Genomic DNA, 14,951 nt, shown 5'->3' with positions numbered 1-14,951 from the left:
CCGGGAGGAGGTCATAAGGCTGGGAATCTCTAGGTTCGACCGCTCGGTTAGCCGGGAGGAGGTCAATACGGTGGCGCAGAATTTGCTGCGGTGGGTGCCGCTCGTAACTCAGAGATCCTCGGAGGCCGTTTATAGATGAACGGGTTTAGCGGCGACTCTGCCCCTTTACACCAATCGTTAAGGACAATCCATGAGTACCGACCACAACGGCCATCGAAAACAGCTGCAAAATGCTTTTGATAAATTTGACCTACCAAAAGCTCTTGAAGCGCTAGAGTCCCTCAGTACCGAAGAAGTGATAGCTGCCTTTGCGGCGAAATTGGCACAGCCTGGTGCTTTTCAGATACGCGGCAACCGCACAAAACGAAACGAGTTTTACGATTCGCTTCTAAACGCTCCCGTTATGACGAATCATCACGCACAGGCTCAGCCTTTCGCTCGGGATCTCAACGATAAGATTCAGATCATTGAACGTAGCTTTGACGAGACCCGCTCGTCTCTCCCTAAGTGTGACATTTCAAAATTTCCTGAGGACATTCAATTCTGGAGCCATGTCGAGCGGGCATCGCGAGAGCTCAAGGATCTCCACGATGCAGCTCAGCAGGCGATGGCAGAAATCGAGGTGAGGGCCAAAGCCAACCTGCAGTTTGCGATGCCAGAAATGGTAATCGTCAAACTTCCAGACGGCAACGAGGTGAATGTGGATGCTGCATATTCCAACATCATTTCCTCGCTGAGCTTGACGTTGAAAATGTTATCTTTTGAGCACAATTTACTTTCTGAAGGCAAACTACTAGCCCCCCAAAAAGTTGCAATCACGGATGAACATATTTTTAAAGCCGGTTCTATTCAACTCTACGCGATAACCTGGAATGCTCTTGAGGACATCGCGAACCGCACGCTTTTCTTTGGCGGCGAAATTACCAGTATGGAAAATGCCGGGATTCCTCGTTCTTCTCTTCCAGAAGATTTTTACTCAAAATTCGCAGACCCTCTCTTTTTTCATCGTGAGCCTTCTGAGGTTGAGGTTTACGATTTCTTGGCTAACCGTAGGCTTCACTCCTGGGCGGTACAGAACACGATTCGGTTCATACAAGGAGCGAATCAGCTCATACCCGTCATGGCCAAAGGCGCGGTAGCGCCAAGTCTTTCAGGTGGACCATTCGTCTCAAAGGAAGAAGGGATTGCCCTTGCGACACTAGCAGAAATTTTGTCATTTGACGTTTTTTCGGATCAAGAGCGATACCACGGTCTGACCCTGCGGGAGTGGGTGCGAGGCTACTGCTCGCTGAAGCTGTTGGCAGAAGCCAAACAGGCTGATTCCTGCCTGGTAATGTTCGACAAAGCGGAGCTGGAGCAGGGTTTCAGTGATTACCAGATTCCCGCCTTGCATATTCCAACACTAATCCATCATCTGACGTTCGGTCAGGACAGCCGTGATCTCTATGACTCACCATTGATCCGTTCGCAGGATGGCAAATATTCGCTGCTCGCAGATGTTCTCATAACCTGCAACCTTCCAAACGTACTCTTTTCGAGGTTGAGTTCACTTGACACGCAGTTTGAGAAAAAGGGTAAGGGTTTTGAAGGCAAGGTCGTCTCATTTTTCCATGAGCGGGACTACCAGTGCAAGGCTACCAGCTTCAGCATCGACCACGCTCAGTATGAGTACGATGCCTTGCTGCTGTTGGACGACACGCTGTTCCTGGTCGAGTGCAAGAATACCTTGTTATCAGGCAATCATGCGGTACAGGCCCTGCGTTATAGCAAATTTATCGACGACACAGTCAAGCAGGTTAAACGTCTAGAACGCGGCTTAAGGGCCCGCCCTGAGGTGGTCGAGTCGCTGTTCGATCGGAAGCTCTCTGAGCTTACGGTGGTGCCAGTAATTTTGAATTCTATGAATTACTCAAGGCAGCCTATAGACGGCGTCTACATTTCCGATTATTCGGCATTGGGTAAATTCTTTGACGAAAGTACCATTTCTGAATTCCACTGGAAAGACGGTGAGAAAAAGATGAGAAAAATCATCCATCGACTCTGGTCAGGCGAACGGCCTACTTCTCAAGAATTGCTGGAGTATCTGTCTTTTCCGCCTCAGTTGAAGCTGATAATGGAACACCTGACTTACTTACCCTATGCACGTCCTACGTCCGAAAGTTCAGTCTTCATTTCCCGTGTGCTGGATGTAGACGAGCCCGCAATGCTGAGAGCAAAACAAGAGGCGCCTGCAGTCGCCTGACTTGGAGAATGTGGTCAGCGCTGCTGGCAGCATGCCCATGTTAGTTAGTCACCACTGAACAATCCACAACACACTGATCCATATGTAAAAAATGGCAAATCCAAGTGTTGGGATTTGCCGGTTTTCATTAAAGTCCCACCAATATCTTGCAAATTTGCGAGGGGGAAAGTCAGCGGAACTGGCTGAAAGGCGCGGAAGGCGATGCCTCCCATGCCCTGCTGTGCGGTTGTGGTCACAACTTGCGGATGATTCTGCGGAAGCTGCGGCTTCTTTGTGCCTTGATTCTGGCTGGCCTGGCGAGGTTGCTGGTGATTCGCTGGCGGATGGGATCGCAATTGACGCCGGGTGCTGGCTGAAAGTGGAATTGTTCAGGGCGGACTAGTTAAGACAGGTCTACGGTCACCAGCGCCCGCACGCGAATCTGAATTTGCCTAGTCGGCGCACCGAAAGCAAAGCGTCGCACTGGCGCTGGCATTGACAGACTATGTTTAGTGGTTGCTCTGTTCGCCAGCATGCCAGTGCCCCGATTTGCCGCCACGTTTTTCCAGTAGCCGTACGGAGTCGATGACCATACCCTTGTCCACAGCCTTGAGCATGTCGTAGATGGTCAGCAGCCCCACGCTGACCGCCGTCATGGCTTCCATCTCCACCCCGGTGCGCCCCACCGTCTCGGTCGTGGCGCGGCAACAGACTGCGTGGTGGGAGGCATCCAGCTCAAACTCTACCGCCACATGGGTCAAGGGGATGGGGTGGCATAGCGGGATCAGGGTGCCGGTCTGCTTGGCGGCCATGAGGCCGGCGAGCCGCGCTACACCCAGTACATCGCCCTTGCTGGCCTGGCCTCCCTGCAATCGCTCGAAGGTGCTGGGCTGCATGCTGATACGACCCTCGGCGATGGCGACCCGGTGGGTTTCCGCCTTGTTGGCCACGTCCACCATATGGGCCTGGCCCTGGGCGTTGAAATGGGTCAAATCATTGCTCATGTCTTATGCTCGTCTGCGGCGACTGCCGCCAAGGTATTGAAATTGGCAAAGCTGGCGCTGTCGTCAAAGCCGACGGCAGCGGCAGGCAGGGTGTTCAGCCAGCCCAGTACCCGGCCCTGGCCGCTATCAAGATAGCGCGACAGGGCGCTGCCCAGGGATCGATGCAGCAGGCAGCACACCGGCTGCGGACCCTCTGCTGTCGTGGCGTAGGCCGCCAGGGTGGTGCCGTTTACCGCACTCAGCAGGCTGGCGGCCAGCTCAGTGGGTAGCAGGGGCATGTCGCATGGCAGGCACAACAGCCAGTCGCTCTGGCTGTGTAATAAGGCCGTTTCCACGCCGGCCAACGGGCCGGCGTGGCCAAGGCGCCTGTCGCCCAACAGAGGCAGGCCGCTGGCCGCATAGTGGGCGAGATTGCGATTGACGCTGAGGCTGACCCGCTGGGGGCGGAAGGATTGCTGCGCCAGACGGCTCAGTGCATGCTGGTATAGGGGTGTGCCCTGCCAGGGCACCAAGCCCTTGTCCAGGCCGCCCATGCGGCTGCCCTGACCGCCGGCCAGTATCACGGCTTCATAAGCTTCAGTCGTGTTTGTCATTGCCATATTGCTCGCTGACGACCTTGTGCCAGCGGGCGGCTGCGCTGTAGTCGGTTTCGCGGGCATCCACCCAGCGCGGTCCTTCGGGTGTCCATTCCTTCTTCCAGAAGGGGGCTCGGGTCTTGAGGAAGTCCATGATGAAGGCATTGGCCTCGAAGGCGGCATGGCGATGGGCGCTGGCGACCAGCACCAGTACGATGGCGTCACCAGGGTATAGCTTGCCGACCCGGTGGATGATGCTTACCCCATGCAACGGCCAGCGAACGGCAGCTTCTTCTGCGATGCGTATCAGGGCTTTTTCGGTCATGCCGGGGTAGTGCTCGAGTTCCAGCGCCACGACATCATCGGCCAGGTTCAGATCACGTACCAGGCCCACAAAACTGGTGATGGCGCCAATACCGCGGTCGCCAGCAGACAGGGTACGCAGCTCGGTCTGCAGGTCAAAGTCTTCGGCCTGCACCGCAACATGGAGGCGCGCCGATGGAATGGTAGCTTGAGGCAGTGTTTCCATCGCGTTAGCCTCCTGTGACGGGAGGAAACACCGCGACTTCGGCACCGTGGTGCAACTGGGCGCTGAAATCGGCCATTTCCTGATCCAAGGCGACGCGATAGACGCGCTCGCCGGCCAGTTCCTCGGCCCAGACGTCGCCACGGGCCGCCAGGTGGGCAATCAGGCCTGCCACGGTTTGTATGCCTTCGGGCAGGCTCAGTTGTTCTTCTGCCATGCCAAACCGCTCACGCAGGCGGGCGAAGTAAAGCAGTGTCACTTGCATAGGGGGCTATCCAATCAATTGATCCAGTGGCAGATACCGTACGGTATCGCCTTTCTTCACGGTATGGCCGGCGGGCAGGTCTATCAGGCCGCCGGCCCAGGCCAGGCTGCTCATGACGGCAGAGCCCTGGCTGGGGTAGAGGGTGGCGCTCAATCCACCGATGCTGTCCACTTCCAGCTTGGCGCGCAGAAACTCTCGTCGCTTGTCGGCGCGTGGCCAGTCAAAGCCGGCGCTGACCTGGAGGGCAGTCGCGGGCTGTGATGGGCAACCCATACGGCGCAGCAGGAAAGGACGGGCCAGCAGTAAAAAGGTCAGGAAGGCGCTGACTGGGTTGCCAGGCAGGCCGATGAAGGCGGCCTGTCCTACCTTGCCAAACGCTAGTGGCTTGCCGGGCTTGATGGCAATACGCCAAAGATCCAGCTGCCCCAGCTCGGATACCGCTGCCTTGACGTGGTCTTCCTCGCCGACCGAGACCCCGCCGCAGGTGATGACCACGTCGTTCTCCCGTGCCGCATGGCGCAAGGCGGCCAGGGTGGCGTCATGGCTATCGGCCACCTTGCCGTAGTCGTTGACCTGGCATCCCAGCCGGCTCAGCAAGCCGCCGATGGCAAACTGGTTGGAGTTGTAGATGCCACCTGCCGGCAGCGGCTGGCCGGGCTGGGTCAGTTCGTCGCCGGTACACAGCAGCCCCACCCGCAAGGCCGGATGTACCGCCAGTTCGGCTATGCCCAGAGAGGCGGCCAGCGCAACATGCTGGGGGGCCAGTCTTTGCCCTGCCTGCAATACCGTGCTGCCAGCAGCGATGTCTTCTCCCAGCCGGCGTATGTGCTGGCCAGGGCTGGGAGGCGTCTGCAGGCTGATTACGGCGTCGCCAGCATTGACCTCCTCTTGCGGTACCACGGCGTTGCAGCCAAGTGGCACAGGCGCGCCGGTAAAGATGCGGGCGGCGCTATTGGCCGCCAGCGGCTGGCCGGTTTCGCCAGCGGCGATGCGTTGCACCACCGGCAGGCTCGCGGGTACCTGTGCAAAGTCGGCGATATGGAGGGCATAGCCATCCATGGCGCTGTTGTCGAAACCGGGTACTGCCAAGGGGGCGATCACATCCTGCGCCAGCACCCGGCCATCGCATTCGCTCAGCGGCAGGGATTGCTGCCGGGTATCGGCCTGGGCTGACGCCAGCAGGCGGGCCAGGGCTTCGTCAAAGGTCATCAGGGACATGGCAACGGCTCAGAGTCATGGGTGCGACCTAACCCTACACCAAGGCGGCAGGCAAGGGGAGGGTGGTGGCGCAAAGCCATTGATTTTGTTATGGTGCGCTTGTGCTGCTGTAGCAAAGCGCGGGGATTCCGCGTGCAGCCTGCAAGAACCGCCCAGTTTACCGGGCTCAGTCTGCCGCCGGAGAGGCGGTGTATCAACATGGAAGGAACTGCCATGTCCAAGCGTGTCGTAACGCTGGCGCACTATTACACTGCGCCAGAAATCCAGCAGATGGCCGACAAGGTCGGCGACTCTCTCGAACTCTCGCTCTATGCCCGTGATGCCAATGCCGACGTGATCGTCTTTGCCGGCGTGCGCTTCATGGCAGAGACCGCCAAGATACTGAATCCGCAGGCCGAGGTCATACTGCCTGACGCCGGTTCCACCTGTTCCCTGGTGACGCAGACCGACGTCAAGCGCCTCAAGGCCTGGCGCGACAAGCATGCCGACCATGTGCATGTGTCCTATATCAACAGCTCGGCCGAACACAAGGCCTTGAGCGACTGGATCGTCACCAGCCGCAATGTGGACGACATCATTGCCCACCTGTATGCCCAGGGCCAGAAGGTGATCTTCTCGCCCGACCGCAATATGGGCGCCTACCTGAACTACCAGTACGGCTACGACATGCCGCTCTGGAGCGCGGTGTGCGAGGTACATGACAAGTTCAACGAAACCGCACTGAATGAAGGCATGGCCGCGGTGGCTGGCCCAAGTTACCTGATTGCCCACCCGGAAAGCCCGCTGCCGGTACTCAAGCGCGCCGACTATGTGGGCTCCACCAGTGGCATGCTGAACTGGGTGAAACAGTTCGACCGCGAACCCGACGCCACCCTGTTTGTGGCAACCGAGGATGGCATACTCTACAACATGGGCCTGGCCCGGCCAGACCTCAAGATTGTGCAGGCGCCCATCTATGCCGGTTGCCAGTGCAATCAGTGCCCCTATATGAAGCTGAACAACGTCGAGCGGGTACAGCGCGCGCAGGCTGGAGAAGGCACCCGCATCGATTACCTGAGCCACGAGCAGATGGATGCCGCCCGCTTGCCGATAGAACGCATGCTGGCGTTCAGCGAGGCGCAGATGCGGCAATCCAGGCCGGCGCCGGTAGTAGTACCTGCCTGACATAGGCAAGGAGTAAGACCGAGGGCAGTGTGAACTGCCCTTTTTGTTGCGTTGCGCCCAGCCCGCACGCCGCTTGGTCCATGGCCGAAGCCCATGGTGTGCGAGGCGGCCCAACGCTGTCATGGCAGGACCAATGGCGTACATACCATGCGTGAATTCGACTACCTGATCTTCATCGGCCGCTTCCAGCCTTTCCACAATGGCCATCTGTGGACCCTGCAGCACGCCCTGCAGCTGGCAGACAAGGTGATTGTGCTGTGTGGCTCGGCCCGGCAGGCGCGTACACCCAATCATCCGTGGACGGTCGATGACCGCGAGCAGTTGATACGCATGTCTTTGTCGGACGAGGTGCAGGCCAGGGTGTTCGTCGTCGGTATCTCGGACCGCATGTATAACGACCAGCAATGGCTGACTGAGGTGCAGAACCTGGTTGACCGGGTGATCGCTGTGGACAACTCCGACGTGGGTAGCCGGCAGGCGCAGTTCCGCATCGGCATCGTCGGGCCGCCACGGGGGGCCAAGAAGGGCAATGCCGAGTATCTGGATCTGTTCCCGCAATGGCAACGGGTGGAGGCGCCCGAGTTGCCCGATGTGCATGCCTCGCGCATACGCCATGCCTTTTTCGATCCAGACCGGGGCGACGACTGGCCGGGCTGCGCGGCACTGCTGCCAGCGCCGGTATTCAACTGGCTCAATGCCTTCCGCGCGGGCGAGACCTTTGCCAACCTGCAGGGCGAGTACCTGTTCGTCAAACGCTATCGGCAGAGCTGGGCAACGGCGCCCTATCCACCTACCTTCGTGACGGTGGATGCGGTGGTCATCCATTCTGGGCATGTGCTGCTGGTGCGTCGCCGGTCTGCGCCGGGCAAGGGCCTGTGGGCGCTGCCTGGCGGCTTTGTGACACCGGATGAAAGGATCAAGGATGCCGTGATACGGGAGCTCAAGGAAGAAACCCGGCTCAAGGTGCCAGCACCGGTATTGGCGGGCTCCATCCGCGCCAGCAGGGTATTCGACCATCCTCAGCGCTCCCTGCGGGGACGTACCATTACTCATGCCTTCCTGATCGAACTGGCGCCAACCTCGGAGGGGCTGCCCAAGGTCAGGGGCGACGACGAGAGCGACAGGGCCAAGTGGATGCCGCTGTTCGAGTTCAATCGGATGGAAGAGCAACTGTATGAAGACCACTTCTATATCGTGAACTGGTTCCTGGGACAGGTCTGACGCGCCCTGCCTATACTGCGGCCATGGAACCGGGACGCATGTATCTATGGCGGGGCAGGGCGCTGGTGCTGGGGGTGGACAGCGATTCCACGCCGCATGCCCACCATGCACTGCAACTGAGCCTGGCATTGGAAGGCACCTTCCGCCTTTCCTTGCCGGACGGCAGCACACGCATGGCCACGGCGGACTTGTTCCTGCCAGGCCAGCCGCATAGGCTGGCGGCCAATGGCGCCTTGATGGCCCACCTTTTTATCGACCCCGGCCAGCGTTCGCTGGCAGATTGGCGCCGGGACGAGATACCCGCCGCGCTGCCTGCCGACCTACTGGCGGCCTTGCGGGCGGCCTGGCATGCACCACTTGCGCTGAGTGCCTGTGAGCCCCTGGTGGCGCAGTGGCAGGATGCCTGGCTGCCTGGGTTTGACCGGGCACCCGTGCTGGACAGCCGAATTGCCCAGGCGCTGGCCCTGCTGGCAGAGGAGGGGGAACTCACAGCCGAGTACCTGGCCGACACACTGCAACTGTCGCAAAGCCGCTTCAGCCACCTGTTCAGCCAGCATACCGGCCTGCCTTTTCGCCGCTACGTCTTGTGGATGCGGCTGCTGGCCGCTGTGGCGCAGCTGGGCCGAGGGGGCAACCTCACCACGGCTGCCCATGCGGCAGGCTTTGCGGACCTGGCCCACATGAGCCGGGTATTCCATGCCACTTTCGGGGTGGTGCCCTCCACCCTCAGTCGTGTTGCCATCGTGGCGGCGTAGCAGAATCGTTCAAGCCCGACCATGGGCTGGCGCGCTACATTGTGTCTTCATACCAAGAGGAGGCAGCCCATGAGCGCCATAGACCAGTTGTTCGACCGTTATGGCGAGAGCCATCAGCACCCCTTCAACAAGCGCGTGCACTGGGTGTGTGTGCCGCTGATCACTTTCAGCCTGCTGGGCCTGCTGTGGGCGGTAACCCCGTGGCTGGCCATAGGTTTCAGTCTGCTGGCGCTGACCTACTACCTGCGCCTGTCGCCCGCCATTGCCCTGGGCATGTTTCTGGTGGCGGGCAGCATGCTGTTGTTGCTGTCACGCCTGCCCTTTGTGCTGGAAGTCAGTCTCACCATCTTCGTGCTGGCCTGGATAGGCCAGTTCATCGGCCACAAGGTAGAGGGGAAGAAGCCTTCATTTTTCGAGGACATCAAGTTCCTGCTGGTGGGGCCGGCCTGGCTGCTGGGTTTTATCTATCGCCAGTACCGTATTGCCTATTGAGCGGTGAGCCCATGGTACGCAGTACCAAGACAAACAGCCCTGCATTGCAGGGCTGTTTGTCTTTGAACAGGCTCTTAGTACTGCCAACTACCATTGCCTGCGCTGGGCAATCAAGGCAGTGGCATCGGCGGCCGGCAGGGGTTTGGCAAAGTAATAACCCTGGGCGAAATCACAAGCCATCTCTCTCAGGGCAGCCAGTTGTTCGGCAGTCTCCACGCCTTCGGCTATCACCGCCATGCCCAGGTTACGGGCCAGCAGCACAATGGCGCGTACGATTTCGCGGCTGAAATGGTCACCAGTGATCTGGCGTACAAAGGAGCCATCTATCTTCAGTACATTGGAAGGGAAGCGGTGCAGATAGGACAGTGAGGAATAGCCGGTACCGAAGTCATCCATCAGTATCTGTATGCCGCGCGCACGGATGGCTTCCAGCATGCCTATGGTGGCATCGGTATTGTCCATCAGTATGCTCTCGGTAATCTCCAGCTCCAGCCTGCCAGCCTCTATCCCTGCATTGCTGATGGCGAAATCGATCTGCTCAACCAGATTGGGCTGATTGAACTGCTTGACCGACAGGTTGACACTGACCCGCAGCATCAGGTCAGGGAAGGCCTGCTGCCATTCGGCCACCTGCAGGGCCGAGGTTTCCAGCATCTGCCGGCCGATTTCGTTAATCAGGCCGATTTCCTCCGACAGGGGAATGAACTCGGCCGGGCTGACCAGCCGGCCATCAGGCTGGCGCCAGCGCACCAAGGCCTCAAACGCCGCAATACTGCCGGTGTTGAGATCGACGATGGGTTGGAAGTAGGGCAGGAACTCTTGCGCCGCCAGGGCACGGCGCATTTCCTGTTCCATCTTGAGGGCGCGCAGCATGGTGCCCTGCATGGCACGGTCAAACACCTCCAGCTTGCCACGACCGCGCTGTTTGGCGCGGTGCATGGCCGTATCTGCGTCCCGTATCATCTCCTCGGGGTGCGAGTAACCACCCGACGAGAGGGCGATGCCCACACGGGCGCCGGGATAGACCTCGTGGCCTTCCAGGTCTATGGGCTTGGCCAGCTCGGTCAGCATGGCCTCGGTAAAGCGGAGCGCCTCGGAGGGATCCTCGATGGCATCGAGCAGGATGGCGAATTCATCGCCACCAAAGCGTGCCACAACGTCGCCTGGCCGTTGCACCTGGCCCAGGCGCTCGGCGGTGACGCGCAGGATGCGGTCGCCGGTGGCGTGGCCAAAGCTGTCATTGATATAACGGAAGCGCTCCAGGTTAAGGCAGAGCACGGCGCAGAGATAATCGGGGTCGCGCGTGGCGTGGCCCAGCGAAAAGCCCAGGAAATCGGTAAACATGGCCCGGTTGGCCAGGCCGGTGAGGCTGTCGTGCAGGGCGTCGTACAGCATCTGCTCTTCGGCCCGCTTGCGCTCTGTGATGTCGGTCAGCGAACCGGCCATGCGAAATGCCAGCCCGGTATCGGGGTCTATCATGGCCATGCCACGGGTCAGCATCCAGCGCCAGCTGCCGTCCTTGTGGCGCATACGATGCTCGGCCTCAAAGTGTGGCGTTTCGCCTTTCAGATGCTGTATCAGCTGCAGGCGCAGACCTTCGCTCTCGTCTGGGTGGGTCAGCGCCAGCCAGGTCTCGGGCACCGGGTCCAGCAGCTCGGCTTCGTCATAGCCCAGCATGGCTTTCCAGCGTGGCGAGAAATAGATGCTGTCCTCGCGGATATTCCAGTCCCACAGGCCATCGTTGGCGCCGCGTATGGCCAGTTCATAGCGCTCCTGGCTCTCGCGCAGGGCCAGTTCAGCCTGGCGCTTGGCGCGGCGGTTGCCGGTCTCGCGCAGTTCACGCTCCACCACGCTGGCCAGCCGCTTCAGGTGGGTCTTGAGGATGAAGTCGTTGACGCCGGCCTTCATCATGGCCACGGCGGATTCCTCGCCTATGGTGCCGGTGACGACGATAAAGGGGATGATTTGGCCATGCTCACGGAAGACCTTGAGGGCTTCCTGGGCAGAAAACTGTGGCATGGAGTAATCGGACAGGACCAGGTCCCAATTACCCCTGTCCAGGGCGGCACGCATATCTTCCGGCGTATCCACCCGTTGGTAGTTGACGGTAAATCCCTGGCGGCGCAAGGCGAGCACATTCAGCAGTGCGTCGTCTTCCGAATCATCGACGACCAGCACCGAGAGGGTTTTATCCAGCAGGTTGGGTTCGTCCATGTGGATCAACAGCGTTTACCCCTGCACCGGCTCGTTCAGCATCAACCAGTAGATGCCTACCTGTTTGACGACTTCCATGAATTGCATGAAATCAACCGGCTTACGGATATAGCTGTTGGCCCCCAGGCTGTAGCTCTTGACCAGGTCGTCTTCTTCCTTGGAGGTGGTCAGCACCACCACCGGGATCAGGCGGGTGGACTCATTGCTGCGTATCTGGCGCAGCACCTCGATGCCGTTGAGCTTGGGGAGCTTGATATCCAGCAGTATCAGCACCGGTAGTTCACTGACATCGCGTCCGGTATGGCTGCCCTGGCCATACAGATAGTCGATGGCCTCCTGGCCGTCGCGCGCCACCACGATGGGATTCTGTATGCCGTTCTTGCCGAAGGCCCGTATGGTCAGCGCTTCGTCATCCGGGTTGTCTTCAACCAGCAATATCGGGGTTTGCATGCTGCCTTCCTGTTGGCGGCGCTAAGCCGCCCTTTATAAGGGGAATCGCTTGAACACTAGACCACAGCAGGCTTGCAGGGCAAGCGCGGGCTGGCCTTGCTGGTGTATTTATTCGTCAGGCAGGCGGCCGGCACCCTGCCAACAAATGGGGGGCGCTTGATTGCACCCCCCCATTCATCATGCCTTACATCAGGTTCTTCGAAACAATCTCATACACATCGCGTGACAGCCCGGCATGGGCAGCCACCCGCTCGAGTGCGGCACGCATATGGGCGCGGCGCACCGGCTCCAGTTTCTTCCAGCGGTTGAAGCTGCCTGCCAGTCGGGCTGCAACCTGCGGGTTGAGCTTGTCCACGGCCAACAGGGTGTCGGCGGCAAATTCATAACCGCTGCCATCGATGGCATGGAAACCCGCCAGATTGTTGTGCACAAAGGTGCCGATCAAAGAACGTACCTTGTTGGGGTTGGTCAGGGCAAATGCCGGGTGCTGCATCAGCGCCTTGATCTTGGCCACCACGCCCAGCCGACGACTGCTGGCTTGCAGGGTGAACCACTTGTCCATCACCAGCGCTTCATCGGCCCACTTGCTGGCAAAGCTGGCCAGGGCGGCATCGCCTTCAGGCCAGTTCACCAGGCAGGCGAGGGCAGCCTGGGCATCGGTCATGTTGTTGGCCTCGGCAAACTGGCGTTCGGCCAGTTCCATCAGGCCGCTTTCGTCCAGCTCGGACAGATACGCCAGGGCGATGTTCTTGAGCGAGCGGCGGGCCACTGCGGTGGCTTCGTACTGGTAGGCGCCGCTATCGAGCATGCGGGTGTAGGCCGCCTTGAACTCGCTGCGTAGCGCACGGGCCAGGCCCAGCTTCATGGCTTCGCGGCCAGCGCGGATGGCGTCGGGGTCGATCTCGTCCTGCTGGTCGGCCAGATAGGTTTCGGCGGGCAGGGTCAGCATCAGGGCGACCAGGGCCGGGTCCAGGCTTTCGTCGGCCAGCACGCGGCGCATGGCGGCCACGAAATCGTCCTTCAGCTCCAGTTCACCACCGCTGCGGGCCGCATCGATCAAACCTTGCAGGTCTTGCAGCATCAGGGTCTGGCCGGCTTCCCAACGGCAGAAGGCATCGCTGTCGTGGGCCAGCAGGTGCACCAGTTGCGGCCGGCTGTAGGGGAAGTCCAGCTTCACCGGGGCCGAGAAATTGCGCAGCAAGGACGGAACGGGTTCCACCGCGACATTGATGAAATGGAAGGTCTGGCTGGCCTCCTTCACCGACAGCACGCGGCTACCGGCAACGGCCTCGGCTTCGCCGGCCAGTTGCAAGGGCAGGTCGGCGCCATCGGGGCCGACTAGGCCGAGTGTCAGCGGGATGTGGAAAGGCAGCTTTTCGGCCTGACCTGGCGTGGCCGGGCAGCTCTGGCTGACTTCCAAGGTATAGGTTTGCGCGGCAGCGTCGTATTGGCCGCGCACACGCAGTACTGGCGTGCCGGCCTGCGAGTACCAGCGGGCAAACTGGCCCAGGTCGTAGTCGTTGGCATCGGCCATGGCGGCGCGGAAGTCGTCGCAGGTGACGGCCTGGCCGTCATGGCGCTTGAAGTAGAGGTCCATGCCTTTGCGGAAGCCATCGCGGCCCAGCAGGGTCTGGTACATGCGCACCACTTCGGCGCCTTTTTCGTACACCGTCACGGTGTAGAAATTATTGATCTCGATATAGCTCTCGGGCCGGATGGGGTGGGCCATGGGGCCAGCATCCTCGGCAAACTGATGGGTGCGCAGGGTACGCACGGCATCAATGCGGCAGACTTCGGCGCTGCCCATGTCGGCCGAAAACTCCTGGTCGCGGAAGACGGTGAGGCCTTCCTTCAGCGACAGCTGGAACCAGTCGCGGCAGGTGACGCGGTTGCCGGTCCAGTTGTGGAAGTACTCGTGGGCAATCACGGCTTCAATACCATCGAAATCCACATCGGTGGCGGTGTCGGCGCGGGCCAGCACATATTTGGTATTGAAGATGTTGAGGCCCTTGTTCTCCATGGCACCCATATTGAAGTCGCCGACGGCGACGATCATATAGGTGTCGAGATCGTATTCCAGGCCATAGCGCTGCTCGTCCCACTGCATGGATTTCTTGACCGAACTCATGGCGTGCGCGCACTTGTCGAGGTCGGCAGGCTCAACCCAGATTTCCAGCGCCACTTCGCGGCCCGAGGTGGTGGTGTAGCGATCGGCCAGCAGCGACAGCTTGCCGGCGACCAGGGCGAACAGATAGGCCGGTTTCTTGAACGGGTCTACCCACTTTACCCAGTGGCGGTTGCGGTCCAGCATGCCTTCGCCCACCTTGTTGCCGTTGGACAGCAGCACCGGCCACTTCTGCTTGTCGGCCACGATGGTGGTGCTGAAGCGCGCCATCACATCGGGGCGATCCAGGTAGTAGGTGATCTTGCGGAAGCCCTCGGCCTCGCATTGGCTGTAGAAATTGGCGCCCGAGCGATACAGGCCGTTGAGGCTGGTATTGGTCTCGGGGTGAATGACGGTCACGATCTCGAGGATGGCGTTGTCCGGCATGGCGGCAATCGACAGCGATTCGGCATCCAGCTCATAGCGGCTGCTGTCCAGCAGTTCACCATCGAGCTTGACCGATTCCAGCTCCAGCTCGCGGCCATCGAGCTGGAGTGCAGCGCGGGCGTCGGGGTGGGCCGGATTACGGTGCAGCACCAGGCGCGAGGTTACACGGGTATGGTCCTCTTCCAGATCAAAGGTCAGGTCGACCTTGTCGATCAGGAAGCTGGGCGGGGTGTAATCCTTCAGTTGGATGGGCTGGGGAGTCGTTGCGTCGAGTTTGGCCATGGTGGTCTCAGGC

At 60.0% G+C, this 14,951-nt stretch carries 13 protein-coding genes and 1 pseudogene; 6 read left to right on the top strand and 8 right to left on the bottom strand.

The genetic code is table 11. The features are described from left to right. The first annotated feature begins 190 nt into the window (after positions 1-190). Both QQK16_RS00395 and QQK16_RS00390 read left to right on the top strand, forming a co-directional pair. Positions 191-2,242: a hypothetical protein gene (locus tag QQK16_RS00395; protein ID WP_284194447.1), complete on the top strand. Its 2,052-nt coding sequence runs from the start codon at positions 191-193 to the stop codon at positions 2,240-2,242. A gap of 158 nt (positions 2,243-2,400) precedes the next feature. Beyond that, positions 2,401-2,598: pseudogene (locus QQK16_RS00390) on the top strand (hypothetical protein); the annotation flags it as partial. A 132-nt stretch (positions 2,599-2,730) separates the two neighbouring features. Here QQK16_RS00390 and moaC read toward each other — a convergent pair. From moaC to QQK16_RS00365, 5 genes are read right to left on the bottom strand one after another with little or no spacing between them, the layout of a single operon-like run. After that, positions 2,731-3,225, bottom strand: a complete 495-nt coding sequence (gene moaC, locus QQK16_RS00385; RefSeq protein ID WP_284194446.1) for a cyclic pyranopterin monophosphate synthase MoaC — start codon at positions 3,223-3,225, stop codon at positions 2,731-2,733. Further along, positions 3,222-3,818, bottom strand: coding sequence for a molybdenum cofactor guanylyltransferase MobA (mobA, locus tag QQK16_RS00380; protein ID WP_284194445.1), 597 nt, complete (start codon positions 3,816-3,818; stop codon positions 3,222-3,224). Before mobA ends, moaC begins: the two co-directional genes overlap by 4 nt. Then, complete coding sequence (moaE, locus tag QQK16_RS00375; RefSeq protein WP_284194444.1) at positions 3,802-4,329, bottom strand: molybdopterin synthase catalytic subunit MoaE; 528 nt, start codon at positions 4,327-4,329, stop codon at positions 3,802-3,804. Before moaE ends, mobA begins: the two co-directional genes overlap by 17 nt. Positions 4,330-4,333: 4 nt before the next feature. Beyond that, on the bottom strand, positions 4,334-4,591 hold the full coding sequence (gene moaD, locus QQK16_RS00370; RefSeq protein WP_284194443.1) for a molybdopterin converting factor subunit 1: 258 nt from the start codon (positions 4,589-4,591) through the stop codon (positions 4,334-4,336). Between the two features lie 6 nt (positions 4,592-4,597). Further along, entirely contained in the window at positions 4,598-5,809 is a 1,212-nt protein-coding gene (locus QQK16_RS00365) for a molybdopterin molybdotransferase MoeA (protein ID WP_284194442.1), read from the bottom strand. Between the two features lie 213 nt (positions 5,810-6,022). Between QQK16_RS00365 and nadA the strand changes: the two genes are divergently transcribed. From nadA to QQK16_RS00345, 4 genes are all read left to right on the top strand, one after another. Continuing rightward, positions 6,023-6,973 carry a quinolinate synthase NadA gene (gene nadA / locus QQK16_RS00360; RefSeq protein WP_284194441.1) on the top strand — a complete coding sequence of 317 codons (951 nt, stop codon included), beginning with the start codon at positions 6,023-6,025 and terminating at the stop codon, positions 6,971-6,973. Between the two features lie 147 nt (positions 6,974-7,120). Next, the gene (locus QQK16_RS00355) at positions 7,121-8,194 is read left to right on the top strand and encodes a bifunctional nicotinamide-nucleotide adenylyltransferase/Nudix hydroxylase (protein ID WP_284194440.1); all 1,074 of its coding nucleotides are present in this window, start codon (positions 7,121-7,123) and stop codon (positions 8,192-8,194) included. A 38-nt stretch (positions 8,195-8,232) separates the two neighbouring features. Further along, positions 8,233-8,949, top strand: a complete 717-nt coding sequence (locus tag QQK16_RS00350) for a helix-turn-helix domain-containing protein (protein WP_284194439.1) — start codon at positions 8,233-8,235, stop codon at positions 8,947-8,949. 69 nt (positions 8,950-9,018) lie between these two features. Further along, a complete protein-coding gene (locus QQK16_RS00345; protein ID WP_284194438.1) occupies positions 9,019-9,441 on the top strand; it encodes an Mpo1 family 2-hydroxy fatty acid dioxygenase in 423 nt (140 codons plus the stop codon). A gap of 87 nt (positions 9,442-9,528) precedes the next feature. Here the strand turns inward: QQK16_RS00345 and QQK16_RS00340 are convergent, their stop codons facing one another. The 3 genes from QQK16_RS00340 to pepN all read right to left on the bottom strand — a co-directional run bounded on the left by QQK16_RS00340 (position 9,529) and on the right by pepN (position 14,938). Continuing rightward, a complete protein-coding gene (locus QQK16_RS00340) occupies positions 9,529-11,655 on the bottom strand; it encodes a putative bifunctional diguanylate cyclase/phosphodiesterase (RefSeq protein ID WP_284194437.1) in 2,127 nt (708 codons plus the stop codon). A 15-nt stretch (positions 11,656-11,670) separates the two neighbouring features. After that, positions 11,671-12,105 carry a response regulator gene (locus QQK16_RS00335; protein ID WP_284194436.1) on the bottom strand — a complete coding sequence of 145 codons (435 nt, stop codon included), beginning with the start codon at positions 12,103-12,105 and terminating at the stop codon, positions 11,671-11,673. A 184-nt stretch (positions 12,106-12,289) separates the two neighbouring features. After that, positions 12,290-14,938: an aminopeptidase N gene (gene pepN / locus QQK16_RS00330; RefSeq protein WP_284194435.1), complete on the bottom strand. Its 2,649-nt coding sequence runs from the start codon at positions 14,936-14,938 to the stop codon at positions 12,290-12,292. Positions 14,939-14,951: the final 13 nt, after the last annotated feature.

Origin of the sequence: Chitinimonas prasina (genome assembly GCF_030160395.1) — a bacterium.
Lineage (GTDB): Bacteria > Pseudomonadota > Gammaproteobacteria > Burkholderiales > Chitinimonadaceae > Chitinimonas > Chitinimonas prasina.
This window is presented reverse-complemented; position numbering and strand designations above follow the sequence as displayed.

Bases quoted from the DNA above. Each gene is read 5' to 3' on its own strand.
- QQK16_RS00335 (WP_284194436.1), bottom strand. From the start codon at position 12,105: ATGCAAACCCCGATATTGCTGGTTGAAGACAACCCGGATGACGAAGCG.
- pepN (WP_284194435.1), bottom strand. From the start codon at position 14,938: ATGGCCAAACTCGACGCAACGACTCCCCAGCCCATCCAACTGAAGGAT.
- mobA (WP_284194445.1), bottom strand. From the start codon at position 3,818: ATGACAAACACGACTGAAGCTTATGAAGCCGTGATACTGGCCGGCGGT.
- QQK16_RS00365 (WP_284194442.1), bottom strand. From the start codon at position 5,809: ATGTCCCTGATGACCTTTGACGAAGCCCTGGCCCGCCTGCTGGCGTCA.
- moaD (WP_284194443.1), bottom strand. From the start codon at position 4,591: ATGCAAGTGACACTGCTTTACTTCGCCCGCCTGCGTGAGCGGTTTGGC.
- QQK16_RS00355 (WP_284194440.1), top strand. From the start codon at position 7,121: ATGCGTGAATTCGACTACCTGATCTTCATCGGCCGCTTCCAGCCTTTC.
- nadA (WP_284194441.1), top strand. From the start codon at position 6,023: ATGTCCAAGCGTGTCGTAACGCTGGCGCACTATTACACTGCGCCAGAA.
- moaE (WP_284194444.1), bottom strand. From the start codon at position 4,329: ATGGAAACACTGCCTCAAGCTACCATTCCATCGGCGCGCCTCCATGTT.
- QQK16_RS00345 (WP_284194438.1), top strand. From the start codon at position 9,019: ATGAGCGCCATAGACCAGTTGTTCGACCGTTATGGCGAGAGCCATCAG.
- QQK16_RS00350 (WP_284194439.1), top strand. From the start codon at position 8,233: ATGTATCTATGGCGGGGCAGGGCGCTGGTGCTGGGGGTGGACAGCGAT.
- moaC (WP_284194446.1), bottom strand. From the start codon at position 3,225: ATGAGCAATGATTTGACCCATTTCAACGCCCAGGGCCAGGCCCATATG.
- QQK16_RS00340 (WP_284194437.1), bottom strand. From the start codon at position 11,655: ATGGACGAACCCAACCTGCTGGATAAAACCCTCTCGGTGCTGGTCGTC.
- QQK16_RS00395 (WP_284194447.1), top strand. From the start codon at position 191: ATGAGTACCGACCACAACGGCCATCGAAAACAGCTGCAAAATGCTTTT.